This window comes from Paraburkholderia sacchari, from assembly GCF_000785435.2.
In the GTDB taxonomy this organism is placed as follows: domain Bacteria; phylum Pseudomonadota; class Gammaproteobacteria; order Burkholderiales; family Burkholderiaceae; genus Paraburkholderia; species Paraburkholderia sacchari.
The window spans coordinates 508953-534194 of record NZ_JTDB02000003.1 but is presented as its reverse complement, the minus strand read 5'-3'; the positions used below and the strand labels follow the sequence as shown (position 1 = coordinate 534194).

Annotated in this window: 28 protein-coding genes; 10 read left to right on the top strand and 18 right to left on the bottom strand. The window is 65.0% G+C overall.

All coding sequences use genetic code 11. The annotated features are described in order from the left end of the window. Positions 1-49 precede the first annotated feature (49 nt). Both yjgA and mog read left to right on the top strand, forming a co-directional pair. Positions 50-658 carry a ribosome biogenesis factor YjgA gene (gene yjgA, locus NH14_RS14720; RefSeq protein ID WP_035522549.1) on the top strand — a complete coding sequence of 203 codons (609 nt, stop codon included), beginning with the start codon at positions 50-52 and terminating at the stop codon, positions 656-658. Then, entirely contained in the window at positions 645-1268 is a 624-nt protein-coding gene (gene mog, locus NH14_RS14715; protein ID WP_035523015.1) for a molybdopterin adenylyltransferase, read from the top strand. Before yjgA ends, mog begins: the two co-directional genes overlap by 14 nt. Positions 1269-1329: 61 nt before the next feature. On the opposite strand, the gene orn is transcribed toward mog, so the two are convergent. Then, the gene (gene orn / locus NH14_RS14710) at positions 1330-1971 is read right to left on the bottom strand and encodes an oligoribonuclease (RefSeq protein WP_035522546.1); all 642 of its coding nucleotides are present in this window, start codon (positions 1969-1971) and stop codon (positions 1330-1332) included. A gap of 145 nt (positions 1972-2116) precedes the next feature. Between orn and NH14_RS14705 the strand changes: the two genes are divergently transcribed. The 3 genes from NH14_RS14705 to NH14_RS14695 are packed head-to-tail and all read left to right on the top strand — an operon-like array spanning position 2117 to position 4685. Beyond that, positions 2117-3400 carry a M48 family metallopeptidase gene (locus NH14_RS14705; protein ID WP_035522540.1) on the top strand — a complete coding sequence of 428 codons (1284 nt, stop codon included), beginning with the start codon at positions 2117-2119 and terminating at the stop codon, positions 3398-3400. Continuing rightward, positions 3397-4341 carry a ribosome small subunit-dependent GTPase A gene (gene rsgA, locus NH14_RS14700; RefSeq protein ID WP_035522537.1) on the top strand — a complete coding sequence of 315 codons (945 nt, stop codon included), beginning with the start codon at positions 3397-3399 and terminating at the stop codon, positions 4339-4341. The genes NH14_RS14705 and rsgA overlap by 4 nt, the downstream gene beginning before the upstream one ends. A 20-nt stretch (positions 4342-4361) precedes the next feature. Further along, positions 4362-4685 (top strand): putative signal transducing protein, encoded by a 324-nt coding sequence (locus NH14_RS14695; protein ID WP_035522535.1) that lies wholly within the window; start codon positions 4362-4364, stop codon positions 4683-4685. A 72-nt stretch (positions 4686-4757) separates the two neighbouring features. Here NH14_RS14695 and NH14_RS14690 read toward each other — a convergent pair whose 3' ends face one another. The 6 genes from NH14_RS14690 to rpsP all read right to left on the bottom strand — a co-directional run bounded on the left by NH14_RS14690 (position 4758) and on the right by rpsP (position 9015). Further along, positions 4758-5696 (bottom strand): CobD/CbiB family protein, encoded by a 939-nt coding sequence (locus NH14_RS14690; protein ID WP_035522534.1) that lies wholly within the window; start codon positions 5694-5696, stop codon positions 4758-4760. Between the two features lie 137 nt (positions 5697-5833). Further along, a complete protein-coding gene (locus tag NH14_RS14685; protein ID WP_035522530.1) occupies positions 5834-6520 on the bottom strand; it encodes a CoA pyrophosphatase in 687 nt (228 codons plus the stop codon). Positions 6521-6605: 85 nt separating this feature from the next. Beyond that, positions 6606-7001, bottom strand: a complete 396-nt coding sequence (rplS, locus tag NH14_RS14680) for a 50S ribosomal protein L19 (protein ID WP_035522529.1) — start codon at positions 6999-7001, stop codon at positions 6606-6608. Between the two features lie 152 nt (positions 7002-7153). After that, on the bottom strand, positions 7154-7921 hold the full coding sequence (trmD, locus tag NH14_RS14675; protein ID WP_035522527.1) for a tRNA (guanosine(37)-N1)-methyltransferase TrmD: 768 nt from the start codon (positions 7919-7921) through the stop codon (positions 7154-7156). Between the two features lie 34 nt (positions 7922-7955). After that, positions 7956-8675, bottom strand: a complete 720-nt coding sequence (gene rimM, locus NH14_RS14670; RefSeq protein WP_035522525.1) for a ribosome maturation factor RimM — start codon at positions 8673-8675, stop codon at positions 7956-7958. 76 nt (positions 8676-8751) lie between these two features. Next, positions 8752-9015, bottom strand: coding sequence for a 30S ribosomal protein S16 (gene rpsP / locus NH14_RS14665; RefSeq protein ID WP_035522523.1), 264 nt, complete (start codon positions 9013-9015; stop codon positions 8752-8754). A 140-nt stretch (positions 9016-9155) separates the two neighbouring features. Here rpsP and NH14_RS14660 point away from each other — a divergent pair, with 140 nt between their 5' ends. Next, positions 9156-10541, top strand: coding sequence for a PQQ-dependent sugar dehydrogenase (locus tag NH14_RS14660; protein WP_084225105.1), 1386 nt, complete (start codon positions 9156-9158; stop codon positions 10539-10541). Positions 10542-10738: 197 nt separating this feature from the next. Then, entirely contained in the window at positions 10739-11209 is a 471-nt protein-coding gene (locus NH14_RS14655; protein ID WP_035522520.1) for an NINE protein, read from the top strand. 19 nt (positions 11210-11228) lie between these two features. On the opposite strand, the gene NH14_RS14650 is transcribed toward NH14_RS14655, so the two are convergent. Beyond that, complete coding sequence (locus tag NH14_RS14650; RefSeq protein WP_035523009.1) at positions 11229-12374, bottom strand: PA0069 family radical SAM protein; 1146 nt, start codon at positions 12372-12374, stop codon at positions 11229-11231. A 101-nt stretch (positions 12375-12475) separates the two neighbouring features. Further along, positions 12476-12964, bottom strand: coding sequence for an Lrp/AsnC ligand binding domain-containing protein (locus NH14_RS14645; RefSeq protein ID WP_035522517.1), 489 nt, complete (start codon positions 12962-12964; stop codon positions 12476-12478). 180 nt (positions 12965-13144) lie between these two features. Between NH14_RS14645 and NH14_RS14640 the strand changes: the two genes are divergently transcribed. Further along, the gene (locus NH14_RS14640; protein WP_035522514.1) at positions 13145-14431 is read left to right on the top strand and encodes a D-amino acid dehydrogenase; all 1287 of its coding nucleotides are present in this window, start codon (positions 13145-13147) and stop codon (positions 14429-14431) included. Positions 14432-14509: 78 nt separating this feature from the next. On the opposite strand, the gene NH14_RS14635 is transcribed toward NH14_RS14640, so the two are convergent. From NH14_RS14635 to NH14_RS14615, 5 genes are all read right to left on the bottom strand, one after another. Next, positions 14510-15445 carry an electron transfer flavoprotein subunit alpha/FixB family protein gene (locus tag NH14_RS14635; RefSeq protein ID WP_035522513.1) on the bottom strand — a complete coding sequence of 312 codons (936 nt, stop codon included), beginning with the start codon at positions 15443-15445 and terminating at the stop codon, positions 14510-14512. Positions 15446-15460: 15 nt separating this feature from the next. Continuing rightward, entirely contained in the window at positions 15461-16210 is a 750-nt protein-coding gene (locus NH14_RS14630) for an electron transfer flavoprotein subunit beta/FixA family protein (RefSeq protein ID WP_035522512.1), read from the bottom strand. A 278-nt stretch (positions 16211-16488) separates the two neighbouring features. Beyond that, positions 16489-17298, bottom strand: a complete 810-nt coding sequence (locus NH14_RS14625) for a MetQ/NlpA family ABC transporter substrate-binding protein (RefSeq protein ID WP_035522505.1) — start codon at positions 17296-17298, stop codon at positions 16489-16491. 39 nt (positions 17299-17337) lie between these two features. Further along, a complete protein-coding gene (locus NH14_RS14620; RefSeq protein WP_035522502.1) occupies positions 17338-17991 on the bottom strand; it encodes a methionine ABC transporter permease in 654 nt (217 codons plus the stop codon). After that, positions 17981-19015: a methionine ABC transporter ATP-binding protein gene (locus tag NH14_RS14615; RefSeq protein WP_035522501.1), complete on the bottom strand. Its 1035-nt coding sequence runs from the start codon at positions 19013-19015 to the stop codon at positions 17981-17983. The genes NH14_RS14620 and NH14_RS14615 overlap by 11 nt, the downstream gene beginning before the upstream one ends. 365 nt (positions 19016-19380) lie before the next feature. Here NH14_RS14615 and NH14_RS14610 point away from each other — a divergent pair, with 365 nt between their 5' ends. Then, entirely contained in the window at positions 19381-20214 is an 834-nt protein-coding gene (locus tag NH14_RS14610; RefSeq protein WP_035523007.1) for an alpha/beta hydrolase, read from the top strand. Positions 20215-20247: 33 nt separating this feature from the next. Here the strand turns inward: NH14_RS14610 and NH14_RS14605 are convergent, their stop codons facing one another. After that, entirely contained in the window at positions 20248-21066 is an 819-nt protein-coding gene (locus NH14_RS14605) for an enoyl-CoA hydratase (RefSeq protein WP_035522500.1), read from the bottom strand. Between the two features lie 73 nt (positions 21067-21139). Then, positions 21140-22066, bottom strand: a complete 927-nt coding sequence (locus tag NH14_RS14600; RefSeq protein ID WP_035522499.1) for a histone deacetylase family protein — start codon at positions 22064-22066, stop codon at positions 21140-21142. A 263-nt stretch (positions 22067-22329) separates the two neighbouring features. Between NH14_RS14600 and mltB the strand changes: the two genes are divergently transcribed. Then, positions 22330-23589, top strand: coding sequence for a lytic murein transglycosylase B (mltB, locus tag NH14_RS14595; protein WP_035522497.1), 1260 nt, complete (start codon positions 22330-22332; stop codon positions 23587-23589). 109 nt (positions 23590-23698) lie between these two features. Here the strand turns inward: mltB and cysM are convergent, their stop codons facing one another. Both cysM and NH14_RS14585 read right to left on the bottom strand, forming a co-directional pair. After that, positions 23699-24601: a cysteine synthase CysM gene (gene cysM, locus NH14_RS14590; protein ID WP_035522495.1), complete on the bottom strand. Its 903-nt coding sequence runs from the start codon at positions 24599-24601 to the stop codon at positions 23699-23701. A gap of 227 nt (positions 24602-24828) precedes the next feature. Continuing rightward, positions 24829-25200 (bottom strand): ComEA family DNA-binding protein, encoded by a 372-nt coding sequence (locus NH14_RS14585; protein WP_035522493.1) that lies wholly within the window; start codon positions 25198-25200, stop codon positions 24829-24831. Positions 25201-25242: the final 42 nt, after the last annotated feature.

Genomic DNA, 25242 nt, shown 5'->3' with positions numbered 1-25242 from the left:
TGCCCGACATGCGCCGATCCGACAGCGCGCGCACGCTACAATACGCGTCATGAAACGCAAAACCCGCATTCAACCCATGAACGACGTTGCCGCCGAAGTCGACGACAACGGCTACGATCGCCCGAGCAAGTCGCAGCTCAAGCGCGAGATGACCGCGCTCCAGGAGCTGGGCACGGCGCTCGTCGAGCTGCCCAAGGACGCGCTCAAGCGCATGCCCATGACGGAAGACCTCGCCGACGCCGTCCACGAGGCGCGCCGCATCACCGACCACGAAGGCAAGCGCCGCCAGCTCCAGTATGTGGGGCGCATGATGCGCGGCCTGCGCGAGGACGAAGTCGCCGCGCTGCGCACCGCGTTCGACGAGTATCGCGGCGTGAACAAGGCCGCCACGGCGCGCCTGCACTGGATCGAGCGCACGCGCGAGAAGCTGCTCGCGAGCGACGATGCCCTCACCGAATTCATCCGCCAGCATCCTGCCGCCGATCCGCAGGAAGGCCGCACGCTGATTCGCAACGCGCGTCGCGAGCAGGAGCAGGCGCGCCCGCCGAAGTACTTCCGCGAACTGTTCCAGTGGATCAAGGACGTGAGCGCCCAGGGCGCCGACGACGCCGATGAGCACGCGCGCGATGAAGAGGACCGCGAAGATGACGAAGCCTGAGCGCAGCCACCCAGATGAACTGGTGATCGGCCTGGTATCGGTCAGCGACCGCGCCACCAGCGGCGTCTACGAGGACAAAGGCATTCCGGCGCTGATGGAGTGGCTCGGCCACGCGCTGAAGTCGCCGTGGCGCGCCGAAACGCGCCTGATCCACGACGACGCAGCCACGATATCGGCCACGCTCACGGCGCTGGTGGACGGCCTCGGCTGCGACCTCGTGCTGACCACGGGCGGCACCGGCCCCGCGCGCCGCGACGTGACGCCCGAGGCGACGCTCGCGGTCGCCACGAAGGAAATGCCCGGCTTCGGCGAGCAGATGCGCCAGATCAGCCTGAATTTCGTGCCCACGGCAATTCTTTCGCGCCAGGTAGCCGTGATCCGCGAAACTGACGACCACGCTGCTCTCATCATCAACCTGCCGGGTCAGCCGAAATCGATCAAGGAAACGCTGGAAGGCCTGCGCGACGAGCATGGCGCGACGAAGGTGCCGGGCATCTTCGCGGCGGTGCCGTACTGCATCGATTTGATTGGCGGGCCGTATATCGAAACCGATCCGAACGTCGTTGCGGCGTTCCGGCCCAAGAGCGCGCAGCGAGCGCCGCGCGCGTAATCTGCCTGCCGCCTTGCGGCCTGCTTGTTGTGCGGCGCCCGCGCCTGTGGGCGCCTCGGCGTTACTGGGCCGCTCCGCCCGCCGGGGCGTCTGCGCTCGCCGTGCCCGCAGACGGAATCAGGAAATGCTCGCGGTAGTACTTGAGCTCGTCGATGGACTCGTGGATGTCGGCCAGCGCCGTATGCATCGCGCGCTTCTGGAAGCCCTTGTAGATCGTCGGCTGCCAGCGCCGGCACAGCTCCTTGAGCGTGCTCACGTCCAGATTGCGGTAGTGGAAAAAGCGCTCTAGCGTGGGCATCCAGCGCGCCATGAATCGCCGGTCCTGACAGATCGAGTTGCCGCACATCGGCGACTTGCCCGGCGGCACGTACTGCGAGAGAAACGCGAGAATCTGCTCCGTTGCGCTTTCCTCGGTCACGGTGGAAGCGCGCACGCGCTCGGTCAGGCCCGAGCGGCCGTGCGTATTGCGGTTCCATTCGTCCATGCGGTCGAGCACGGCTTCGGGCTGGTGGATCGCCAGCACGGGCCCCTCGACGATCTTGTCGAGCGTGGAATTGGTCACTACCACGGCGATTTCGATGATCCGGTCGTTGTCGGGATCGAGCCCCGTCATTTCCATGTCGAGCCAGATCAAGTTCATGTCGGTGCGCTCCATCGCCGGAGTCGCCTGGCCCGCCGGATCGGCAGAAGTGATATCAGTCATGTGAAGCAGCCTGAAACGGTTGAGAGGCGGCGCGGACGCGCCATAGAGGCACGGCCCGCACGCTGCAAGCAAGCGCCTTGCGCGGATGCCATGGCCGGGCCGCCGAGAACATATAATTGTCGCATAGATACCACGGACTCCCCGGATGTCGACCTCCTCAACTGCGTTGTCCCCCGCGCTGACTTTCAGCGTGATTTTCGTGATCGCCGTGCTGGCCATGGTGGCGACCAAGCTCTGGCTCGCCTCGCGCCAGGTCCGCTTTGTGGCCGCGCATCGCGGCGCGGTGCCCACCCAGTTCGCGGCCACCATTGCGCTCGCCGCGCATCAGCGCGCCGCCGACTACACCGTCGCGCGCACGCGCCTCGGCATGATCGAAATCGTGCTTTCCGCGGTCGTGCTGATCGCGCTCACGCTGCTCGGCGGCGTGCAGGCGATCGACCTCGGCATTTCTGACCTGATCGGGCGCGACTACGTCGGCCAGATCGCGCTGGTCGCCGCCGTGCTCGCGGTGAGCGGCATCGTCGAATTGCCGCTCGATTACTACCGCCAGTTCGTGATCGAGGAGCGCTTCGGCTTTAACCGCATGTCGCGGCGCATCTTCTTCGCCGATCGCATCAAGGGCCTGCTGATCGGCGCGCTGTTCGGCATTCCGCTGCTCTTCGTCGTGCTGTGGCTCATGAAGCAGGCGGGCAGCCTCTGGTGGCTCTGGACCTGGGTCGTCTGGGTCGCGTTCCAGATGCTCGTGCTGGTGCTCTACCCTACCTTCATCGCGCCGCTCTTCAACAAGTTCGAGCCGCTGCGCGACGAGGCGCTGCGTTCGCGCATCGAGGCGCTCATGCAGCGCTGCGGGTTCGCGGCCAAGGGCCTCTTCGTGATGGACGGCAGCCGCCGGTCCGCGCACGGCAACGCCTATTTCACGGGCTTCGGCGCGGCCAAGCGCATCGTCTTTTTCGACACCTTGCTTGCGCGCCTTTCGGGCAGCGAGATCGAAGCCGTGCTCGCGCACGAGCTCGGCCACTTCAAGCGCCGCCACGTCATCAAGCGCATGGTCGTCACGTTCGCGATCAGCCTCGTGCTGCTCGGCGTGCTCGGCTGGCTCACCCAGCGCGTGTGGTTCTACGAGGGTCTAGGCGTGCGGCCGTCGCTGCTCGGCGGCAACGACGGGCTCGCGCTCGTGCTGTTCTTCCTCGCCGTGCCGGTGTTCCTGTTCTTCGTCACGCCGTTAAGCAGCCTGAGTTCGCGCAAGCACGAGTTCGAGGCCGATGCCTTCGCCGCCACGCAAACCGATGCGCAAAACCTCGTCAACGCGCTCGTGAAGCTCTACGAGGACAACGCGTCCACGCTCACGCCGGACCCGCTCTACACCGCGTTCTACTACTCGCATCCGCCGGCTTCGCAGCGGATCGACCGACTGCTCTCGCACGCATGAACCGGCGCGCGACGAAAGCCGCCGGCGGCGCACAGGCAGGCACGGGGGCGACGCTGCACGGCGTCGTGATCGCGGCGCACGGCCGCCATTACCTGGTCGCGCCCGACGGCGGCGGCGCGGCGTTGCAATGCTTCCCGCGCGGCAAGAAGAGCGAGGTCGCGGTGGGCGACCGCGTCGAATACCAGTCGACTTCGGCGGACCAGGGCGTGATCGTCGCGATCGGCGAGCGGCGCAACCTGCTGTACCGCTCGGACCAGTTCAAGTCGAAGCTGTTCGCGGCCAACCTCGACCAGTTGCTGATCGTGCTCGCCACCGAGCCGCATTTCAGCGAAGACCTGCTCGGCCGCGCGCTCGTGGCAGCCGTTGCCAACGATCTGAAGCCGATCATCCTGCTCAACAAGATCGATCTGGAAGACGCGCTGCCGCTCGCGCGCCAGCGGCTCGAGCGCTACCGGGCGCTGGGCTACACGGTGCTGGAAGTATCGGAGAAGAAGCATCCCGAGGAGGCGCACGCGATTCTCCTCGAGCATCTGCACGGCCACCAGACGATCCTGCTCGGCCAATCGGGCATGGGCAAGTCGACGCTCGTGAACCTGCTGATTCCCGACGCCGAGGCCGCTACGCGCGAGATCTCCACGGCGCTCAATAGCGGCCGCCACACCACGACGTTCACGCGTCTCTACAAACTCCCGGAGGGCGGCGCGCTGATCGATTCGCCGGGCTTCCAGGAGTTCGGGCTCTACCACCTCACCGAAGGCACGCTCGAGCGCGCCTTCCCCGAGTTCCGCCCGCTGCTCGCGCATTGCCGCTTCTATAACTGCCATCATCTGCACGAGCCGGGCTGCGCAGTGCTCGAAGCGGTGGAAGACGGCCGCGTCGCGCCGGAGCGCCACGCGCTCTATGCGCAGCTCGTGCACGAGATCAGCCAGATCGTGCGCTGACGCCCTGCCCCAATACCACCATGCTCAAGCTCGCGCGCGCACCGAACGTGCTCATTGCCCAGCACTGGATGAATATCCTCGCGGCCGCCGGCGTGCCGTGCGAGCTGCACAACCGCTATCTGAGCGGGGCGATGGGCGAGATTCCCGCCGATCAGTGCGCGCCGGAAATCTGGATAACCGACGAACGCGACGAAACCCTTGCGCGCAAGCTGATCGCCGATGCCACGAACGGCCCGCCCCCGGGCGCGCCATCGTGGCGCTGCCCGCAGTGCGGCGAGACGCTGGAAGCGCAATTCACGGTGTGCTGGCAATGCGGCCGCGAGCGTGATCCGCGCGACGAATGAAACGTCTCTGGCGCGTGAAAACAAAAACGGCTCGCTGATCGCGAGCCGTTGTACCTTGTGCGCCAGGATCGTTCAGATCCAGACGGCGATGGTCAGCATGAGCAGCAGGATCATCCACAGGATCACCGCACGCCACACGAGGCCCACGGCCGATTGCAGCGTGCGCGGCGTGCAGTCGTCGCCCACTGTGTACGGATCGCCCTCGCCGGGCTGGGCCAGTGCGTCGACGCTCGACTGCTCCGCGAGCGGCCCGGAAAGACGCGCGCCCAGCGCGCCGCTGCCGGTCGCGAGCAGCACGCCTTCGTTGGTGTCGGGCCACTGGTTCGTATGGTTGCGCCACGAGTAGATCGCATCCTCGAAATTGCCGACGATCGAAAAGCCCAGCGACGTCAGCCGCGCCGGCACCCAATCGATCACGAAGAACACATGCTGCGCGAAGTCCGAGAAGGCCTCGGTGCGGTCGTCGACGGGACGCGACCAGGCGCGCGCCAGATATTCGGCGATCCGGTACAGCACGGCGCCCGCCGGCCCGATCGGCACAAGAAACCAGAAGAACACGCCGAACACGTGGCGGTGCGAGGCCACCACGGCGTGAATGAGCGTATGGCGCACGATCTCGCTCACGGGCATGTCCACGGCGTCGATGCCGGTCCATTCGGTGAGGATCTCGCGGGCGCGCGGCACGTCGTCGTTGTTCAGCGCGAGGTGAATGTCGGTGAAATAGTGGCTGAACTGCCGGAAGCCCAGCGTGAAGTACACCACCACCACGTTCCAGAGAAACGCCAGCACGAAGCTGATGCGATAAAGCACGTAGTAGATCAGCGCGGTGGCCACCGTCCAGGGCACCACGACCACGAGCCAGGCAATCAGGCCGTGCTTTTTCTTGCCCGCATCGAAGCCATGCGCGGCCCAGTCCGCATTGAGGCGCAGGAGCGCCGTCACCGGATTATTGGGCGAAAGCGCCCGCACCTGTTCGATGACGAGAGCCAGCAATACGGAGAAGAAAGTCATGCCACGCGCCGTGCAAGTGGGATTGCAAAAGGGGTTTTCAGAAATTGTTGCAACGATATCACAGGGCCAGATGTGCCTGAGCAAGTGGCTGCAAAGACACAACAGCGGCGCCCGCCGCACCGCAAAAACGCCCTGCGTCAGGCAAGCAGGAAGCGATAAAAGTTGCGCAGCATGCCCGCCGTCGCGCCCCAGATGAAGTGTGTGCCACTCACACCCGCAACCGTCTGCGGATACGGCATGGCGAAGAAGCGGCGCTCGCCACCCTCCCAGCGCAGCACGCGCACCTGGTGATGCGCGGGGTTCATCAGAAACTCGAGCGGCACTTCGAAGATGCTCGCCACTTCGAGCGAATCGGCGATCACCGTGAACGGCTCATGCACGAGGCCCACGACGGGCGTCACCTTGAAACCCGTGCCCGTGAGGTAATCGGGCAGCGCGCCCAGCACTTCGACGCGCGCGGGATCGAGATCCACCTCCTCGTGCGCCTCGCGCAGCGCGGCGGCGACGGGCGTGGCGTCGGCGGGCTCGCGGCTGCCGCCGGGAAAGCTCACCTGGCCGGCGTGGTTGCTGAGGTTGTCGGCGCGCTGCGTGAGCAGCACGGTGAGGCCGCCGGGCCGTATCGCGATTGGCATCAGCACGGCGGCTTCGCGCGGATCGCGAATCTCGGTCACGCGCGCCTCCTGGAGCTCCGGCTCCCACGGCAAGCGTTGCTCGAAACGCGCGCGCAGGCCGTCGGGCGTTAGGCGGCCGGCGGCGACATGAGGCAGGTCGATGCCCGTCGATTCGATCGGCAGGCTTTCGGGTTCAAATACTGGACGGATCAACGGCTGACTCTGAATTCAGGCACATTTTGATATTTTGCTGCCAAAAACAAAAAAGCACCCCGAGGGGTGCTTTTTCTTACAGCTTTTACGCCTGCTCGGCCGGAGCAGCTGCGCGGTCTTTCGACACCAGCTTTTCCTTGATGCGAGCCTTCTTGCCCGACAGGTTGCGCAGGTAGTACAGCTTCGCGCGACGCACGTCGCCGCGACGCTTCACCACGATGCTTGCCAGCAGCGGCGAGTACGTCTGGAACGTACGCTCGACGCCTTCGCCCGACGAGATCTTGCGAACGATGAACGACGAGTTCAGACCGCGGTTACGCTTTGCGATCACGACGCCTTCGTATGCCTGAACGCGCTTGCGGTTGCCTTCGACCACGTTCACGTTGACGATCACCGTATCGCCGGGAGCGAATTCGGGGATGGTCTTCTCGCCCAGCACGCGCTGGATTTCTTCCTGCTCGAGTTTTTCAATCAGATTCATGACTGACTCCGTAAGCCATCTTGTCGGCGTTCGTACCTGTGCAGGATGCCCTCTGCAACTACGGCCCCGATAGAGGATGGATTCACAACTGGCGCCGTTCACGCATGAAGCGGCACCGCCTTTTGCGCCCCTTGTCGCGCCCGCCCGAAGCCTTACGCTTCGTTCGAGCCCTTCGCGAGACTGGCGAGCCATGCCTCGTCGGCACGGCTCAACGTTTTGTTCTTCCTGGCCCGCGCGATCAGATCGGGCCGCTTTTGCAACGTGTTGCGCAACGCTTCGCGGCGGCGCCATTGCTCGATTTCCGCATGATGGCCGCCGAGCAGCACATCGGGCACACGCACGCCGTCGTATTCCTCGGGCCGCGTGTAATGCGGGCAGTCGAGCAGACCGTCCACGAAACTATCCTGCACCGCCGATTGCGCATCGTTGAGCACGCCTGGCAGCAGCCGCACCACGGCATCCATCAGCGCCATCGCCGGCAATTCGCCGCCCGACAGCACGAAGTCGCCGAGGCTGACTTCCTCGTCCACGCAACGGTCGACCAGACGCTGGTCGATCGCTTCGTAGCGCCCGCACAGCAGCACGAAACCGGGCTCCTGCGCGAACTGCACGACGCGCTCGTGCGTAAGCGGCTTGCCTTGCGGCGACATCAGCAGCACGCGCGGACTCGCGACGCCCTGCTCCGCCTGCGCAGCCTTCGCCGCGCCGATCGCCGCTTCGAGCGGCTTGGCCAGCATGACCATGCCGGGGCCGCCGCCGTAAGGCCGATCGTCGATGGTGCGGTAGTTGTCGGTCGTGAAATCGCGCGGATTCCACGTGCGCAACGTATAACGCTGCTGCTTGGCCGCCCGGCTGGTGATGCCCCAGTCGGTGAGCGCGCCGAACATCTCGGGAAAGAGCGTCACGACATCAAACTGCATCGCTCTCTCCGTTCAGCGAATCAGCACAGCAGGTTCAGTAATCGGCTTCCCAGTCGACGATGATGCGCTTCGCCGCCAGGTCCACCGTCTTGACAAACACGCCGACGAACGGGATCAGCCGCTCGCCGGCAATGGGCTTGCCGTTCTTGTCCGTCGAGGGGTACTCGACGCGCAACACCGACTGCGCGCCGTTGTCGATCAGGTCGGCGACCTTGCCGAGCTCAACGCCCGCCTCGTTGGCGACATCGAGACCCATCAGGTCGACCCAGTAATACTCGTCGGCTTCGGTCGCGGGGAAATCCGCGCGGCTCACGTAGATGCGCGCACCGCGCAAGCGCAGCGCGGCCTCGCGATCGGCGACACCGGCCAGTTGCCCGACCACGCTGTCGCCGTGCACCTTGGCGCTCACGCGCACCGCGGAATGACGCTCCGGGTGCTCGCGGCCCTTCAGGAGCCACCAGCGCTTCGCTGCGATGAGCGCCTTGCCGCCCTGCGCGTGCGGGGCGATCTTCAGCCCGCCCTTCAGCCCATAGGCGTCGAGCACGGCGCCCACTTCGACTGCGTCGGCAGGCCAGCTCGCCGGCGTTTCGGCGCGCAGGCCTTCAGCTGCGCCATGCGCCTCAGCCGCGCCTTCGCGCGCCTGCCGGCGCTCTACGGGCTTGCGCACAAACGCGCCGAACGACGGCGCTTTGCGTGCTGCTTCGCCCGCTGCGGCAGCGCCCTTGTCCGCTTTTACATCGTCATGCACGGGCATGGGCAAACCTCGCAGCCAGCTTGAACTCGCACACGCGGCTCACGCTGCGCGCACGGGTGTAAAACATGAACAAGACTTAAGCAGCCGGTTGAGCGGCAGCAGCCTTTTGCGCTTCCTTCACGAGACGCTCGACGGCCGGCGACATTTGCGCGCCGTTTTCCTTCCAGTACGTCACGCGATCTTGCGCGATACGGAGGGTTTCACCCTTGGTGGCGACCGGGTTGTAGAAGCCCACGCGCTCGATGAAACGGCCGTCGCGACGGTTGCGCGAATCGGTTGCGACGATGTTGTAGAACGGGCGCTTCTTCGAGCCGCCGCGTGCCAGACGGATGATGACCATTACTAGAATCCTTGAAAACCGGGGGTTCGGGACTACTGAAACATGCGATTATAGCCCGAAACCAATGGCATAACAAACACTTAACGGGAATCCGGACGGAAACCGCGTGGAAACGGCGCGACAATCGTGAGGAAACGGCGATGAACAGCGATCGATCGGCGTCTGACGGACATCGCGGGGAGCGCTTCGCGCCAGCGTCGAAGCGGCGGCGGGCGTGGATTTGCGCTAAAGCGGCCCACACCGAAACGCCGCTCGCTTTGGGTGTCACGCTGGGCATCACGCGCCTCGCGCGCTTGTGGCGGCACGACAACGCACATTCACACGTACGCGCCGCTGATCGCTCCCCTCATCGACCTGGCGGCCATCCTCAATCGCCGGCGCCGCTTACGCGCCCAGCGCCTCGCATTTTACGGCCTTGCCGCCCACTGTTCGCACTCGCCGCTATCCTGGCGCTGGGCGCACCGCTCGCGCGGGCCGCACCGCCCATCGAGCGCATCCGCCTGCCCCACGGCTTCCACATCGAAGTGCTCGCCGACGACATCCCAGGCGCGCGTGAAATGACGCTCTCGCCTGCCGGCACGCTTTACGTGGGCAGCATGGAAGGCCGCGTCCATGCGCTCGAACTGCGCGACACCAAGGTCGTCAAGCACCGCGTGGTGGCATCCGGGCTCACGATGCCGGTGGGCGTCGCCTGGCACAGCGGCGCGCTCTATATCTCGGCAATCTCGAAGATCGTAAGGCTGGACGCCATCGACACGCATCTCGACGATCCGCCCAAACCCGCCATCGTCACTGACGCGCTGCCCGCCGAACGCCACCACGGCTGGAAGTTCATCGCCTTCGGCCCGGACGGCAAGCTCTATGTTCCTCAAGGCGCGCCCTGCAATGTCTGCCTGCCCGCGAGCGACCGGCAACGCGACCATTACGCGACGATCGGCAGGATGAATCCGGACGGCTCGCACTACGAGACGATCGCGCGCGGCGTGCGCAATACGGTGGGCTTCGCGTGGCATCCGCGAACGCACGAACTATGGTTTACCGACAACGGCCGCGACTTGATGGGCGACGACACCCCCGACGACAAGCTCAACCGGCTTGCACGCGTGGGCCTCGATTTCGGCTTTCCGTACTGTCATGGCGGCAATGTGGCGGATCCGGAATTTGGCGGGGGCCATCCGTGCAGTGGCTTCACCCCGCCCGTCATGGGGCTGGGCGCGCATGTCGCGGCCCTCGGCATGCGCTTTTATACAGGGACGATGTTCCCGGCCGGGTATCGCGACAGTATCTTCATCGCCGAGCACGGTTCGTGGAATCGCAGCGGCAAGGTCGGCTATCGCGTGGTGCGCGTGACGGCGAACGCCGACGGCACGAACGCCCATCAGGAGGTATTCGCACAGGGCTGGCTCAATGCCGATGAAACCGTGTGGGGCCGCCCCGCCGACGTGCAGCCGCTGCCCGACGGTTCGCTGCTCATCAGCGACGACTACGCGGGCGCGATTTATCGCGTGACCTACGCGAAGCCCTAGGGTCCGTTCACATTCATAACGGGCTTGCGCTGGCCGCCACCCGCTTTCAGCCATTTCCCGGCATAAGCGGCAACACCTGCTGGCGCAGGCGCGCGCCACGTACAATGGCCAGCGGCCCGCGTCCGCGCAGTTGTTGCACACACAGTTGTTGCGCTGCCATCGCACAATCAGCGCGCAGTCATCCAATCCGTCTGCCCATGTCCAATCAAAAAAATCCCGCACGCTTTCGCTCCAAGACACTCACCGCCGCCCTCGCCTTCCTGTTCGGCAGCCTCGGGGCGCACCGCTTTTATCTCTATGGAATGCGCGACGTATGGGGCTGGGCGCATATCGCCGGCACGCTGCTCGGCATTCCCGGCGTGCTGCTGCTCGTGGCAACCCAGCGCGAGTCGATACCCGGCTGGGCGCTCGCCGTGATCGGCGCCATGTCCGTGCTCTCGGCGTTTCTGACCGCCATCGTCTACGGGCTGCGCCCGGACGCCAAATGGGACGCGCAGTTCAACGCAGCCTTCGCGGGCAGCCGCGCAAGCCGCTCGGGCTGGACCGTGATCTTCGTGGTGATCTTCTCGCTGCTGATCGGCGCGTTCTTGCTGATGACGGGCCTCGCCCTGACCTTCCAGACGTATTTCGAATCGCAGGTCGAAGCAGCCAAGGCCATTTCTCAATAGCGACGCCTGCCGCGCGGCGCTAGAACAGATCGAGCTGCGGCTTCTCGCGCACCGTCTTCGCGCGCACGAACGCCGACATATCCAGAATGCCGTGACGCCGCTCGTTCAAGCCGATCCGCTTCACGGCCTGGTGAAAGCGCTGCTTGAGCAGGTCGGCCCAAAGCCCGGTGCCCTTCATGCGCTGGGAGAACGCCGAGTCGTAATCCTTGCCGCCGCGCATGTCGCGCACGCGGCTCATCACGCGCGCCGCGCGTTGCGGAAAATGCGCTTCGAGCCAGCCTTCGAATAGCGGCGCTACCTCCCACGGCAGACGCAGCACGATATAGCTCGCGCTGGTCGCGCCCGCTTCGGCGCAAGCCTCCAGCACGCGCTCCATGTCCGGCTCGGTCACGAACGGAATCACAGGTGCGATGCTCACCCCCACCGGAATGCCCGCCTGCGCCAGCGTGCGGATCGTGCGCAGCCGCCGCGCCGGCGTGGCCGCGCGCGGCTCCAGCGTGCGCGCGAGATCGGCGTCGAGCGTGGTGATCGTGATGGCCGCCATGAATTGCTGGCGCTGCGCCATGGGCGCGAGCAGATCGAGATCGCGCTCGATAAGCGAAGACTTCGTGATAGCCGCGAACGGATGCTGGCGCTCGCTCAGCACCTCAATCACGCGACGCGTAATGCGCAGATCGCGCTCGACCGGCTGCCAGGCGTCGGTGTTCACGCCCAGCGCGATGGGCTCCGGCTCGTAAGCGGGCTTCGCAATTTCGCGCGCGAGCAACTCGGGCGCGTTGATCTTTGCGTAAATGCGGCTCTCGAAGTCGAGTCCCGGTGAGAGCCCCAGATAGCTGTGGGTGGGCCGCGCGAAGCAGTAAATGCAGCCGTGCTCGCAGCCGCGATACGGATTGAGCGAGACATTGAACGGAATATCAGGCGACTGGTTGCGCGTGAGAATGCTCTTCGCGCGCTCTTCGAAGACCTCGGTGCGCAAGATGGGCGCTTCTTCGGCGGCAGATTCGCCTGCGCCCTCGCCCGGCTGCGCGTGCTGCCAGCCGTCGTCGAAGACTTCGCGCTGATCGACCTCGTAGCGCCCCTGCAGATTCGTGACGGCGCCGCGCCCCTTGCGCGGCGCAGGCGGAGCGACGGGGTACCAGGTCTCGGCGGGATGGTCAGGGTCCAGTTCTTTCACGGCACAAAGCAGCAAGGCGTCTCGATACTGTATAAATATACAGTATCGAGACGCCTTGTCGAGCGGGAAAAACGGGGCGCTTTCGAGCGCGGCTAGTCGCCCACCGCGATCGTCAGTGTCTCCTTGATTTCCTCCATCACCACATAGCTCTTCGACTGCACGGCCCCCGGCAGTTGCAGCAGGATGTCGCCGAGCAGCTTGCGGTAGTCGGCCATTTCGCCAATACGCGCCTTGATCAGGTAATCGAAGTCGCCGGAAACCAGGTGGCATTCGAGCACTTCGGGGATCTTCTTCACCTCGCGGCGGAACTGGTCGAACATGTTGCCGCTCTTGTGGTCGAGCGTGATCTCCACGAACACCAGCAGCGCCGCGCCCAGCACGTTCGGATTCACCCGCGCGTAGTAGCCCGTGATGACGCCGTCGCGCTCCATGCGCTTGACCCGTTCGATGCACGGCGTGACGGAAAGCCCGACCTGCTCCGCGAGGTCCTTCATGGCCATGCGGCCGTCCTCCTGGAGCAGCTTAAGGATGCGGTGATCGAGCCGGTCCAGCGCGCGGACCGGCTGACGCTGCGTTCTCATGCTTTTTTCCTGAAAATTCGACAAATACGATAACAAAACCTAGTCGCTGAACAATAGCATAGTCGATATTACTGGCTACACCCGATTTTTTATGCCTTAGGCGCTGAACACCCCCGAGACGGGTGCGGCAAGCCTCCCGGCAGCGCGGCGTAGCCCCAACGAATCTACATGGAGCAGACTATGCGAGTCGTCGTGTTGGGCAGCGGTGTTGTCGGGGTCGCCAGCGCCTGGTATCTTGCCCGCGCCGGCCACGAGGTGACGGTGATCGACCGCGAGTCCGGTCCCGCTCTCGAAACCAGCTTTGCGAACGCCGGCCAGATCTCGCCCGGCTACGCCGCGCCGTGGGCCGCGCCGGGCGTGCCGCTCAAGGCGATCAAATGGATGTTCCAGAAGCACGCGCCGCTCGCCATCCGTCTCGACGGCACGAAATTCCAGTTGCAGTGGATGTGGCAGATGCTGCAGAACTGCACGCCCGAGCGCTACGCACTCAACAAGGGCCGCATGGTGCGCCTCGCCGAATACAGCCGCGATTGCCTGCAGGCGCTGCGCGCCGAAACCGGCATCCAGTACGAAGGCCGCACGGGCGGCACGCTGCAAGTGTTCCGCACGCAGCAGCAGTTCGACGGCGCGGCGAAGGACATCGCCGTGCTGAAGGAAGCGAACGTTCCGTACGAGCTGCTCAGCGCGGCTGAACTCGGCCGCGCTGAGCCCGCGCTCACCGCGGTCTCGCACAAGCTCACCGGCGGCCTGCGCCTGCCCGGCGACGAAACCGGCGACTGCCAGCTCTTCACCACGCGCCTCGCCAAAATGGCCGAGGAACTGGGCGTCAAGTTCCGTTACAACACGCCGATCGACGGCCTCGCCGTGCAAGGCGAGCGCATCGCGGGCGTGCAGTGCGGTGGCGAACTCGTGCGCGCGGACTCGTTTGTGGTCGCGCTCGGCTCGTTCTCCACAACGATGCTGGCCGGCCTCGTGAAGATCCCGGTCTATCCGCTCAAGGGCTACTCGATCACGGCGCCTATTGTGAACGCGGGCGCCGCGCCAGTTTCCACCGTGCTCGACGAGACCTACAAGATTGCAATCACGCGTTTCGACGACCGTATCCGCGTAGGCGGCATGGCCGAAATCGTGGGCTACGACAAGACGCTCAAGCAGGCGCGCCGCGAGACGCTCGAAATGTGCGTGAACGACCTGTTCCCGGGCGGCGGCGACACCTCGCAGGCCACCTTCTGGACCGGCCTGCGTCCGATGACGCCGGACGGCACGCCGGTGGTGGGCCGCACACCGTTCTCGAACCTGTTCCTGAACACGGGGCATGGCACGCTTGGCTGGACCATGTCGTGCGGCTCGGGCCAGTTGCTCGCCGACCTCATCTCGGGCAAGCAGCCCGCGATCCGCGCCGACGATCTCTCGGTCTATCGCTACCTCGGGGAGACGGGCGGCGCGCATCGCCCGGCATACGCGTAATAAAAAAGCCCAGGCGCGAAGCCTGGGCTTTGTCGGCAATCCAGGGGGCGCTCGAAGCGCCCCTTTTTGTTGCCGTGCTTAGCCGAGCTCTTTGACGAGTTCCGGCACAACGGTGAACAAGTCGCCGACGAGACCGTAGTCGGCCACGCTGAAGATCGGCGCTTCTTCGTCCTTGTTGATCGCCACGATCACCTTCGAGTCCTTCATGCCAGCCAGGTGCTGAATCGCGCCCGAGATGCCGACCGCGACGTACAGCTGCGGCGCGACGATCTTGCCGGTCTGGCCGACCTGGTAGTCGTTGGGCACATAGCCCGCATCCACTGCCGCGCGCGATGCGCCGAGCGCCGCGTTGAGCTTGTCGGCGAGCGGCTCCAGCACCTTCGTGTAGTTTTCGCCGCTGCCCAGACCGCGGCCACCCGAGACGATGATCTTCGCGCTCGTGAGTTCCGGACGGTCGAGCTTCGTGACTTCACGGCCAACGAATTGCGTAAGGCCGCTGTCCGCTGCCGCTTCGAGCTTTTCGACCGCCGCGCTGCCGCCTTCGGCCGCGACTGCATCGAACGCGGTCGTGCGGACCGTGATGACCTTGACCGGATCAGCCGATTGCACCGTTGCAATCGCGTTGCCCGCGTAGATCGGGCGCTCGAACGTGTCCGGCGAATCGACTGCCGTGATGTCCGAGATTTGTGCGACGTCGAGCTTCGCGGCAATGCGCGGCGTCACGTTCTTGCCCGCTGCCGTCGCCGGCGCGAGGATGTGCGAGTAGTTCTTCGCGATGCTCAGAACCGTCGCTTCGACGTTTTCAGCGAGACCTGCTTCGAGTTGCGGCGCGTCGGCCAGCAGCACCTTCGAAACGCCCGCGATTTTCGCCGCTGCGTCCGCAGCAGCTTGAGCATTGTGGCCCGCGACCAGCACGTGCACGTCGCCGCCAATCTTCTGCGCGGCAGCCACGGTATTCAGCGTCGCAGCCTTGATGGTTGCGTTGTCGTGTTCGGCAATAACCAGATTCGTCATTTCTATCTCGCTCCCTTACAGCACCTTGGCTTCGGTCTTCAGCTTCTCGACCAGCGTCTTCACGTCGGCAACCTTCACGCCCGCGGAACGCTTGGGCGGCTCGGCAACCTTCAGGGTCTTCAGACGCGGCGTGACATCGACACCGAGGTCTTCAGGCTTGAGCGTCTCCAGCGGCTTCTTCTTCGCCTTCATGATGTTCGGCAGCGTGACGTAGCGCGGCTCGTTCAGGCGCAGGTCCGTCGTGACCACGGCGGGCAGCTTCAGCGACAGCGTTTCCGCGCCGCCATCGACTTCACGCGCGACCGTGGCCTTGCCGTCGGCAACCGTGAGCTTCGAAGCAAACGTCGCTTGCGGCAGGTTCGCCAGCGCGGCGAGCATCTGGCCGGTCTGGTTCGAGTCGTCGTCGATGGCCTGCTTGCCGAGGATCACCAGTTGCGGCTGTTCCTTGTCGACCAGCGCCTTGAGCAGCTTCGCGACAGCCAGCGGCTGCAGGTCTTCATTCGATTCGATGAGGATCGCGCGGTCCGCGCCAATGGCGAGCGCCGTGCGCAGCGTTTCCTGCGCTTGCGCGACACCAGCGGACACGGCGATCACTTCCGTCGCGACACCCGCCTCCTTCAGACGAACCGCTTCTTCAACAGCGATTTCGTCGAACGGGTTCATCGACATTTTCACGTTCGCGATGTCGACGCCCGTGCCATCCGACTTCACACGAACTTTGACGTTGTAATCGACTACGCGCTTGACTGGCACAAGGACTTTCATTCACATGCTCCGAAGTTACGAATACGTCAACCTGGCGGACATTATAGCGATAGCATTCCCGCTCGCACCCACCCGCCAGCACATTTCCCGCACAGCCCGCTTCTGACCCCGCTTACCCATTTCTGGTCCGACGAGCCACTCATTGCGAACGATCGTGCGATTTTATGTCGGAAAAAACCCGGGCTCAAGCCCGGGTTTCTCCGACCGAATTCTCTACCTGGTTCGACACCTTTTTGGACCCAATTCCGCAGCGCAAACCAAGGCCGAACATGCGGGCCTTACCAGGCCGCAACCACTGCGCCGCCGAACTTCTGCTCGACGTACTGCTTGACTTCCGGCGAGTGGTACGCCGCCACCAGCTTGGCGGCCCACGGCTTGTCGCGATCCACCGCGCGGATCGCGACGATATTCACATAAGGCCCTTTTGGATCCTCGATGGCGATTGCGTCCTGCTTCGGCTTGAGCCCCGCTTCCATCGCGAAGTTCGTGTTGATCGCGGCGGCGTCCACGTCGTCGAGCGAGCGCGGAATCTGCGCGGCGTCGAGTTCGACGATCTTCAGCTTCCGGGGGTTGTCCACGATATCACGCGGCGTAGCCTTCAACCCGGCGTCGGCGCGCAGCTTGATGAGGCCCTGCTTCTGCAGCAACAGCAATGCGCGGCCGCCATTGGTCGGATCGTTAGGGACCGCGATGCGTGCACCGGATCTGAGTTCGGCGAGCGTCTTGATCTTCTTCGAGTAGATGCCCATCGGGAACGTGACCGTGTCGGTTAGCTTGATGAGCTTATAGCCGCGATCCTTCACCTGCGCGTCGAGATACGGCTCGTGCTGATAGCTGTTCGCGTCGAGGTCGCCGCTCGCGAGCGCCGCGTTCGGCTGCACGTAGTCGGAAAACTCGACGATCTTGATCGTGAGGCCGTTCTTCGCCGCAACCTGCTTCACCACTTCCATCACCTGCTCGTGCGGGCCGCCCGTCACGCCCACCTTGATGGTCTCGTCGGCGTGCGCGGTGAGCGGCGCAAACAGCGGCGCGGCGATCGAAGCCGCACCGAGTGCAGCCGCCAGCCGGATCATGAAACGACGTTGCATACCCAATCCTCGTCTTGAGTGAAGTTATCGAAGGACGGCTTATTTGTGGCTCAGGCGCCGCACGAGCCAGTCGCCGAACGACTGCACGAGCTGCACGAACACGATCAGGATCACGACGACGATCAGCATGACTTCGGGCTCGAAGCGCTGATAGCCGTAACGGATGCCCAGGTCGCCGAGACCGCCGCCGCCGATCGCGCCCGCCATCGCTGAATAGCCGACGAGCGAAATGAACGTGATGGTCAAGCCGGCCACCACGCCCGGCAGCGATTCGGGCAGCAGCACCTTGAAGACGATCTGGCGCGTGCTCGCACCCATGGCCTGCGCGGCTTCGATGAGGCCGCGGTCGACTTCGCGCAGCGCGGTTTCCACGAGACGCGCGATGAACGGCGCGGCGGAAATCGTGAGCGGCACGATGGCGGCCGCAGTGCCGATCGACGAGCCCACCACGACGCGCGTAAACGGAATCACGGCAACCAGCAGGATGATGAACGGCGTCGAGCGCACGGCGTTGACGACCCCGCCCATCACGCGATTGACGGCGAGGTTCTGCAGCACGCCGTCGCGATCGGTCAGATAGAGCAGCACGCCGAGCGGCAGGCCGATGGCCGCCCCCACCACGCCGGAAATGCCCACCATGATGAGCGTCTCCCAGAACGACTGGACGAACATATCGAACATTTCAGTCCACATGAGACAGCTCCTCCACCACCACGCCCTGCTCGCGCAGCCAGGCAATGGCTTGCGCAACCTTCACCGGATCGCCACCCGCGAGCACCGCGAGCGAGCCGAACGCCTGGCCCTGGATCTCGTCGATCTGGCCATGCAGAATGTTGAAATCGAGCTCGAAGCGGCGGATCGTCTCCGAGAGCACCGGCTGATCGACGCCCGTGCCCGTGAAGGCCAGGCGCAGCAGATGCCCGCTGCCCTTCGCGAGACGCTCGGCCACGCGCGCCTTGAGCGCGGGCGGCAGCTCCTGCGCGATCACGTCGCCAAGCAGCGCGCGCGTGACTTCATGGCGCGGCTGCAGGAACACGTCGATCACGGGGCCGGCTTCCACGACGCGGCCCGCGTCGAGCACGGCCACGCGATCGCAGACCTGTTTGATCACTTCCATCTGGTGCGTGATCATCACGATGGTCAGATTCAGCTCGCGATTGATCTTGCGCAGCAGGTCTAGAATTGCCCGCGTGGTTTCCGGGTCGAGCGCGGAGGTTGCTTCGTCGGAGAGCAGCACCTTGGGCTTGCTCGCGAGCGCGCGCGCGATGCCCACGCGCTGCTTCTGGCCGCCGCTGATCTGCGACGGATAGCGGTCCTTCTGCGCGGAAAGGCCGACGAGTTCGAGCAGCGGCAGCACCGCCTCCTCGATCTGCGGACGCTTCATGCCCGCGAGTTCGAGCGGCAGCGCGACGTTGTCGAACACGGTGCGCGACGAGAGCAGATTGAAATGCTGGAAGATCATGCCGATCTCGCGGCGCGCCTCGCGCAAGTCGGCGCTGGAGAGCGACGTGAGCGTACGCCCATTGACGACGATGTCGCCTTCGGTGGGCCGCGTGAGCAGATTGATGGTGCGCACGAGCGTGCTCTTGCCCGCCCCGCTGCGCCCGATGATGCCGAACACTTCCCCCGGGGGAATCGTCAGATTGACGTTGTGCAACGCCTCGATCCAGCCTTGTGGGCCGGCGAAGCGCTGGGAAACGTTTCGAATTTCGATCATGAAAAAAACGAAACGGCGGATGTGCCGCGCGCCGCGTTGCTTGTGTCGCGATCATTCGATCGCACAAGATCACAAGACGCGTCGCGCCGGCAGACAGCCGCCGCTTGATGGACTGGAATTGACTTGCCATTTTACCCTGGCCGGCAAATTCCTATTAATAATCATTTCCGATACTTTAATAACCCTGGAGCATTAGAGGAGGGTCGCGGCGTCCATGCCCGGAAACGGGTGCTACCCTCAGCCGAGCGTTCAGCGCGAAATCAATAAATAGTCGGAGAGCATCGACGATGGAGACGACTCAACCCAGGGATGCGGCACGCACGGCAGCGGTATCGACGGCCAGTGCCCCGCCGCAGCGCAAGACGCTGCGCTCCCGCGACGGCACCGAGTTGCCGCTCTATGCCTGGTCCGCCCGTGCCGCCGAGCCCCGCGCGGCCATTGCGCTCGTGCACGGCCTCGCCGAGCATGCGGGCCGCTACGCGGCGCTCGCGGCGCGCCTGAACGCGGCCGGCATCGACGTTTATGCGATCGATCTGCGTGGACATGGGCAGGCGGGCGGACGCCGCGCCTGGGTCACCCGCTTCGACGATTATCTCGACGACGCGCAAGCGCTAGTCGAGCACGCAGCCACCCAATGCCGCGCGCACAAGACGCCGCTCTTCCTGATGGGGCACAGCATGGGCGGCGCGATTGCCGCGCTCTATGCGATCGAGCGCGCCCCTCGCACGGATGTCACGTTCGCGGGCCTGCTGCTTTCGAGCGCCGCGCTCGCGCCCGGCCGCGACGTGCCGAACTGGATGATCGCCGCGAGCCGCGTGATGAGCGCGGTCTGGCCGCGCTTTCCCGCCATGAAGATCGACGCCGCCCTGCTCGCGCGCGACGCTGCCGTGGTCGCGGCAAACCGCGCCGATCCGCTGGTTCACCACGGCGCGATTCCCGCACGCACGGGCGCCGAGTTGCTCGAAGCGATGAAGCGCATCGAAGCGGGCCGCGCACGTTTGCGCATGCCGGTGCTGATCTGGCATGGCACCGAGGACAAGCTCACCGAGCCCGAAGGCAGCCGCACGTTCGGTGCGCAGGTGGGGTCGCCCGACCGGACCCTCGCGCTCTACGAAGGCAGTTATCACGAGACGCTCAACGATCTCGACCGCGAGCGCGTGATCGGTTCAATGATGGATTGGATCGACCGCCACTGCTGACGGTCACGCGAGAACGCGTGACCGCGCCCACGCCTATTTGGCCGGGCGCTTCTCGATGAACGCCTGCACGCCGTCGAGCGCCGGATCGGTCATCATGTTGCAGGCCATGGTTTGCCCGGCCAGTTGATACGCGGCTTCGACGCCCATCTCCAGTTGCCGGTAGAACAGACCCTTGCCCGCCGCCACCGCCTCGCGCGGCTTCGCACAAATGCTCGCGGCAAGCGCGGTCACGGCGGCATCGAGTTCTTCGGCCGCGACCACGCGGTTCACGAGCCCTTCGCGCAGGGCCTTTTGTGCGTCGATGAATTCGCCCGTCATCAGCATCTCGAACGCAGCCTTACGCGAAACGTTGCGCGTGAGCGGCACCGCCGGCGTCGAGCAGAACAATCCGAGGTTGATCCCCGACACCGCGAAACGCGCCGACTCGGCGGCCACGGCGAGATCGCACATCGCGACGAGCTGGCAGCCCGCTGCCGTCGCCACGCCCTGCACGCGCGCGATCACGGGCTGCGGCATCGCCTGGATCGCGAGCATCATCTTCGAGCAGCGCGCGAAGAGCCGCTTGTAATAATCGAGCGACGGCGCCGCGCGCATTTCCCGTAGATCGTGACCGGCGCAGAACGCGCGGCCCGCCGCCGCAATCACCACGACACGCGCATCCGACTTTGCAACGGCGGCCAATTGCGCCTGCAACGCGTCGAGGAGCGCTTCGGAAAGCGCGTTGAACGCATCGGGCCGGTTCAGCGTGAGACGCACGACGCCGCACACGCCGTACGCGTCGTGCTCGACCTCGACGAGCGGCGCGGCATCGGCCGATGTAGCGGATGAAAGCGGAACGTCTGCGGTACTCATGATGCACGGCTCCTTCTAACGGCGCGCCCGGTGCGGCCGCGCGGGAATCGGGAAACGGCAGCGGCCGTCTCGATCAGATATCGGCCAGTGCGCGCAGATGCGCCACCACGCTGCGCCCCAGCGCCGACAGGTTGTAGCCGCCTTCGAGGCAACTCACGATGCGCCCCTTCGCGTGACGCTTCGCGACCTCGCGGATCTGCTCGGTGATCCACGCGTAGTCGTCCTCGACGAGGCCCATGTTGCCGAGATCGTCCTCGCGGTGCGCATCGAACCCTGCGGAGACGAACACCATCTCCGGCTTGAACTCGTGCAGTCGCGGCAGCCACATGATGTCGATTGCCTCGCGCACGTCCATACCCTTGCTGCGTGCCGGCATTGGCACGTTGACCATGTTCGGCGCCTGATTGTCCGCGCCCGAGAACGGATAGAACGGGTGCTGGAAGATGCTGCACATGAGCACGCGCGAATCGCCCGCGAATGCGGCCTCCGTGCCGTTTCCATGATGCACATCAAAGTCGACGATCGCGACGCGCGACAGACCGTGCACATCGAGCGCATGGCGCGCCGCAACCGCGACGTTGTTGAAAAAGCAAAAGCCCATGGCGCGCGCGGGCTCGGCGTGATGGCCGGGCGGTCGCACGCTGCAAAATGCGTTTTCGTAGCGGCCCGCGATCACCGCATCGGTCGCCGCGACGGCCGCGCCCGCCGCGCGCAACGCGGCCTGCAGCGTGTGCGGGTTCATCGACGTGTCGGGGTCGATCGCCGCATAGCCTTCCAGCGGCGCGAGCGCGCGCAAATAGTCGATATGCGCCTGGGTGTGCACGCGCAGAAGCGCGGCTTCTTCGGCAAGCGGCGCCGAGTCGTCGCGCTCGATCAGCGCGTCGATGCGGCTCGCAATGAGTTGGTCTTCGATCGCCTGCAGGCGTGCGGGGCATTCGGGATGCCATTCGCCCATTTCATGCAGCAGGCAGTCGGGATGCGAGAAAAAGCCGGTCGTCATGTCTCGTACTGGCCGCACCGTGCATGCGAGTCTGCACTCGGGCACGCTGCGGGTCTCCATCAGGTCTTTCGTCGGGTTTGCCGCGCAGGCATTTGCAACAGTCGCACGGGCCGCGTTCGAGCGCGAACAGCTGCCACGTTACCACAGCGCCCCCGCACATCAACGGCGAGCCCGCACCAGCGCACGTCCAGGCGCTTTCTGCGCCAAGGGCTCGGGTATACTTCGCCGGGTCACGTCCTCTCGTTCAAACCCGCCCGCCTCCCATGACGCAAAAGCCCGCGCACCCGCCCGCTTCATCCGCCCTCAGCCAACCGCGCTTCAAGTCTTTCGCCGTCGCGCTTTGCGCCGTGGCGGCACTGTCGGCATGCGCCGGGCAGGCCACTAAACCCGCGAAGGCAACGCAACCGGCGCAATCCGTGGGACAGGCCGCACCAGGTGCGAACCAGAAGCCCCCGGCACCCCTCCAGACGCCGCAGCAAGGCACCACGCAAAACGGCCAGACGTTCGAAGAGGAAATCGTCCCGCAGCGCTATGCGAACAATGCCAATGTCGACACCTTCATCAACGACATGGTCGCGCGCCACGACTTCAATTCGGACGCGCTGCACGCGCTCTTTTCGACCGTGAGTTATTCGGCCACGGCGGTGAAGCTCGTCACGCCCTCGCCCACGCCGAGCGCGAAGAACTGGCGCGCGTATCAGGCGCGTTTCCTCGACACGGTGCGCATCAACGCGGGCGTGCGCTTCTGGCGCGCGAACCAGGCCACGCTGCAGCGCGCAGCCGACGAGTTCGGCGTGCCGCCCGAGGTGATCGTCGGCATCATCGGCGTAGAGACGATCTACGGTCGCTACATGGGCAATTTCCGCGTGCTCGACGCGCTCACCACGCTCGCCTTCGACTATCCGGACACGCCCAATCGTACCGACCGCATGGCGACGTTCCGCAAGAATCTCGAAGACTATCTCGTCTGGACGCGCGACCAGCAGCTCGATCCGAGTTCGGTGCTCGGCTCGTATACGGGCGCGATCGGCATTCCGCAATTCCTGCCGAGCAGCATCATGCAATACGCCGTCGATTACGAGGGCGATCACCACATCGACCTGCGCAATAGCCCCGCCGATGCGATCGGCAGCGTCGCAAACTATCTGAAGCAGAACGGCTGGGAACCGGGCCGCCCCGTGGTATGGAAGATCGTGAACGACACTGGCAGCCTGGGCATCGCGCAGGCCGCCGCCGACGGCAAGCCCGAGCCGCGCATGCCGCTCGCGCAATTGATGCGCTCAGGCCTCGCCCTGAACGAGCCGGGCGTGGACATCGCCGCCGAGGGCAACACGCCGGTCACGGTCATCGACCTGCCCACGCCGGGCCGCGCCACCGAATACATGCTCGGGCTGAAAAACTTCTATGTGCTCACGCGCTATAACCGCAGCTTCTTTTACGCGCTCGCGGTCTATCAACTGGGCCAACGCGTGAAGGCGCAGATGCTCGCGACCGCCGATGCACAATCGGCGCAGCGCAAGTAAGAATCCGTAAGCGCCGGATAGCACAACGGGCAGGTTGTCTCTCGAGAGACAACCTGCCCGTTTTCCATTCAATCGCAGGATTCGCGCGTTTTAGCGCGCCACGGCGACATCAGGCCGGAAACACCCCGGTCGACAGATAGCGGTCTCCGCGGTCGCAGACGATGAACACGATCGTCGCATTCTCGACCTGGCGCGCGATGCGCAAGGCCACCTCGCACGCGCCACCCGACGAAATCCCCGCAAAAATGCCCTCCACCGAGGCAAGGCGGCGCGCCATCGCTTCGGCGGCGGCCTGGCTCACGCTTTCGGTGCGGTCCACGCGGCTGCGGTCGAAGATCTTCGGCATGTAAGCTTCCGGCCACTTGCGAATGCCGGGAATGCGTGATCCCTCTTCGGGCTGCGCACCGACGATCTCGATCGCCGGATTCTGCTCCTTGAGGTAATGCGACGTGCCCATGATCGTGCCCGTCGTGCCCATCGACGAAACAAAGTGCGTGATGCGCCCTTCGGTCTCGCGCCAGATTTCCGGGCCGGTGCCCTCGTAGTGCGCAAGCGGATTGTCGGGATTGGCGAACTGGTCGAGGATGATGCCCTTGCCGTCGCGCTGCATCTGCTCGGCGAGGTCGCGGGCATATTCCATGCCGCCCTTCACGGGCGTTAGCATGATCTCGGCGCCGTAGGCGGCCATGCTCTGGCGACGCTCGATGGACAGGTCCTCGGGCATGATCAGCACCATCTTGTAGCCGCGAATGGCGGCGGCCATGGCCAGCGCGATACCGGTGTTGCCGCTGGTGGCTTCGATGAGCGTGTCGCCCGGCTTGATGCGGCCGCGTTCCTCGGCCTTGCGGATCATCGACAGCGCCGGCCGGTCCTTCACCGAGCCCGCCGGGTTATTGCCTTCCAGCTTGGCCAGCACGATGTTGTTGCGGGCGCGAATCTCGTCGTCGAGCACACGGACGAGTTGCACGAGCGGCGTGTTGCCAATCGTGTCTTCAATGGTCTTGTATGGCATAGGTAATGGCGGTCGGGCGCCGGTCTGGCGTGATGGGATTTTTCGATTCTAAACCACGCGGCTACCCCGCGCTGCGGGAGCCCTGCAGGCGCAAGGGGTGTAAGAAGTGTCGGGAAGGCGCAAAAAACCCGCGACACGGGCCGCGGGTCGGGCTCGCCGGAGCAACGCCTGAAGGAGACGAGCGCCGCGAGTTACAGATAGGCATCCTGAACAAGAAGCCGAAAAAGCTACTTCTTGACGGCCACCGTTGCGGCTTGCGGTTGCACGGCCGTGGTCTTCGCGGTGGTAGCCTTCGCACCCGCCTGCGCGGTCTGCGTGCCTTGCGCGGCCTGCGCATTCGCAGGCCCGACCGCCAACCCTTCGGACTGCAGACGTTCGACGGTATGACCACCGAGGCCCTTCACGCGCTTGCCGAGATCGGATGCATCCTTGAACGGACCGTGCGCGCTGCGCTCGTCGAGAATGGCCTTGGCGCGCGCGGGCCCGATACCCTTGATGCCGCGCAGCGCATCTTCGTTGGCCGTGTTGACGTCCACGGCCGCGAACACCTGGCCGAATGCGGCAACGAGCGCTGCCGCGGCGAGCAATTTCTTGATCATGCTGGATCTCCTTCGATGCCAACGCCGGCGACCATCGCCGGC

Excerpts from the sequence above, each read along its gene's own strand:
- yjgA (WP_035522549.1), top strand. The coding sequence starts at position 50 with ATGAAACGCAAAACCCGCATTCAACCCATGAACGACGTTGCCGCCGAA.
- mog (WP_035523015.1), top strand. The coding sequence starts at position 645 with ATGACGAAGCCTGAGCGCAGCCACCCAGATGAACTGGTGATCGGCCTG.
- orn (WP_035522546.1), bottom strand. The coding sequence starts at position 1,971 with ATGACTGATATCACTTCTGCCGATCCGGCGGGCCAGGCGACTCCGGCG.
- NH14_RS14705 (WP_035522540.1), top strand. The coding sequence starts at position 2,117 with ATGTCGACCTCCTCAACTGCGTTGTCCCCCGCGCTGACTTTCAGCGTG.
- rsgA (WP_035522537.1), top strand. The coding sequence starts at position 3,397 with ATGAACCGGCGCGCGACGAAAGCCGCCGGCGGCGCACAGGCAGGCACG.
- NH14_RS14695 (WP_035522535.1), top strand. The coding sequence starts at position 4,362 with ATGCTCAAGCTCGCGCGCGCACCGAACGTGCTCATTGCCCAGCACTGG.
- NH14_RS14690 (WP_035522534.1), bottom strand. The coding sequence starts at position 5,696 with ATGACTTTCTTCTCCGTATTGCTGGCTCTCGTCATCGAACAGGTGCGG.
- rplS (WP_035522529.1), bottom strand. The coding sequence starts at position 7,001 with ATGAATCTGATTGAAAAACTCGAGCAGGAAGAAATCCAGCGCGTGCTG.
- trmD (WP_035522527.1), bottom strand. The coding sequence starts at position 7,921 with ATGCAGTTTGATGTCGTGACGCTCTTTCCCGAGATGTTCGGCGCGCTC.
- rimM (WP_035522525.1), bottom strand. The coding sequence starts at position 8,675 with ATGCCCGTGCATGACGATGTAAAAGCGGACAAGGGCGCTGCCGCAGCG.
- rpsP (WP_035522523.1), bottom strand. The coding sequence starts at position 9,015 with ATGGTCATCATCCGTCTGGCACGCGGCGGCTCGAAGAAGCGCCCGTTC.
- NH14_RS14660 (WP_084225105.1), top strand. The coding sequence starts at position 9,156 with ATGAACAGCGATCGATCGGCGTCTGACGGACATCGCGGGGAGCGCTTC.
- NH14_RS14655 (WP_035522520.1), top strand. The coding sequence starts at position 10,739 with ATGTCCAATCAAAAAAATCCCGCACGCTTTCGCTCCAAGACACTCACC.
- NH14_RS14645 (WP_035522517.1), bottom strand. The coding sequence starts at position 12,964 with ATGAGAACGCAGCGTCAGCCGGTCCGCGCGCTGGACCGGCTCGATCAC.
- NH14_RS14640 (WP_035522514.1), top strand. The coding sequence starts at position 13,145 with ATGCGAGTCGTCGTGTTGGGCAGCGGTGTTGTCGGGGTCGCCAGCGCC.
- NH14_RS14635 (WP_035522513.1), bottom strand. The coding sequence starts at position 15,445 with ATGACGAATCTGGTTATTGCCGAACACGACAACGCAACCATCAAGGCT.
- NH14_RS14630 (WP_035522512.1), bottom strand. The coding sequence starts at position 16,210 with ATGAAAGTCCTTGTGCCAGTCAAGCGCGTAGTCGATTACAACGTCAAA.
- NH14_RS14625 (WP_035522505.1), bottom strand. The coding sequence starts at position 17,298 with ATGCAACGTCGTTTCATGATCCGGCTGGCGGCTGCACTCGGTGCGGCT.
- NH14_RS14620 (WP_035522502.1), bottom strand. The coding sequence starts at position 17,991 with ATGTGGACTGAAATGTTCGATATGTTCGTCCAGTCGTTCTGGGAGACG.
- NH14_RS14615 (WP_035522501.1), bottom strand. The coding sequence starts at position 19,015 with ATGATCGAAATTCGAAACGTTTCCCAGCGCTTCGCCGGCCCACAAGGC.
- NH14_RS14605 (WP_035522500.1), bottom strand. The coding sequence starts at position 21,066 with ATGAGTACCGCAGACGTTCCGCTTTCATCCGCTACATCGGCCGATGCC.
- NH14_RS14600 (WP_035522499.1), bottom strand. The coding sequence starts at position 22,066 with ATGACGACCGGCTTTTTCTCGCATCCCGACTGCCTGCTGCATGAAATG.
- mltB (WP_035522497.1), top strand. The coding sequence starts at position 22,330 with ATGACGCAAAAGCCCGCGCACCCGCCCGCTTCATCCGCCCTCAGCCAA.
- cysM (WP_035522495.1), bottom strand. The coding sequence starts at position 24,601 with ATGCCATACAAGACCATTGAAGACACGATTGGCAACACGCCGCTCGTG.
- NH14_RS14585 (WP_035522493.1), bottom strand. The coding sequence starts at position 25,200 with ATGATCAAGAAATTGCTCGCCGCGGCAGCGCTCGTTGCCGCATTCGGC.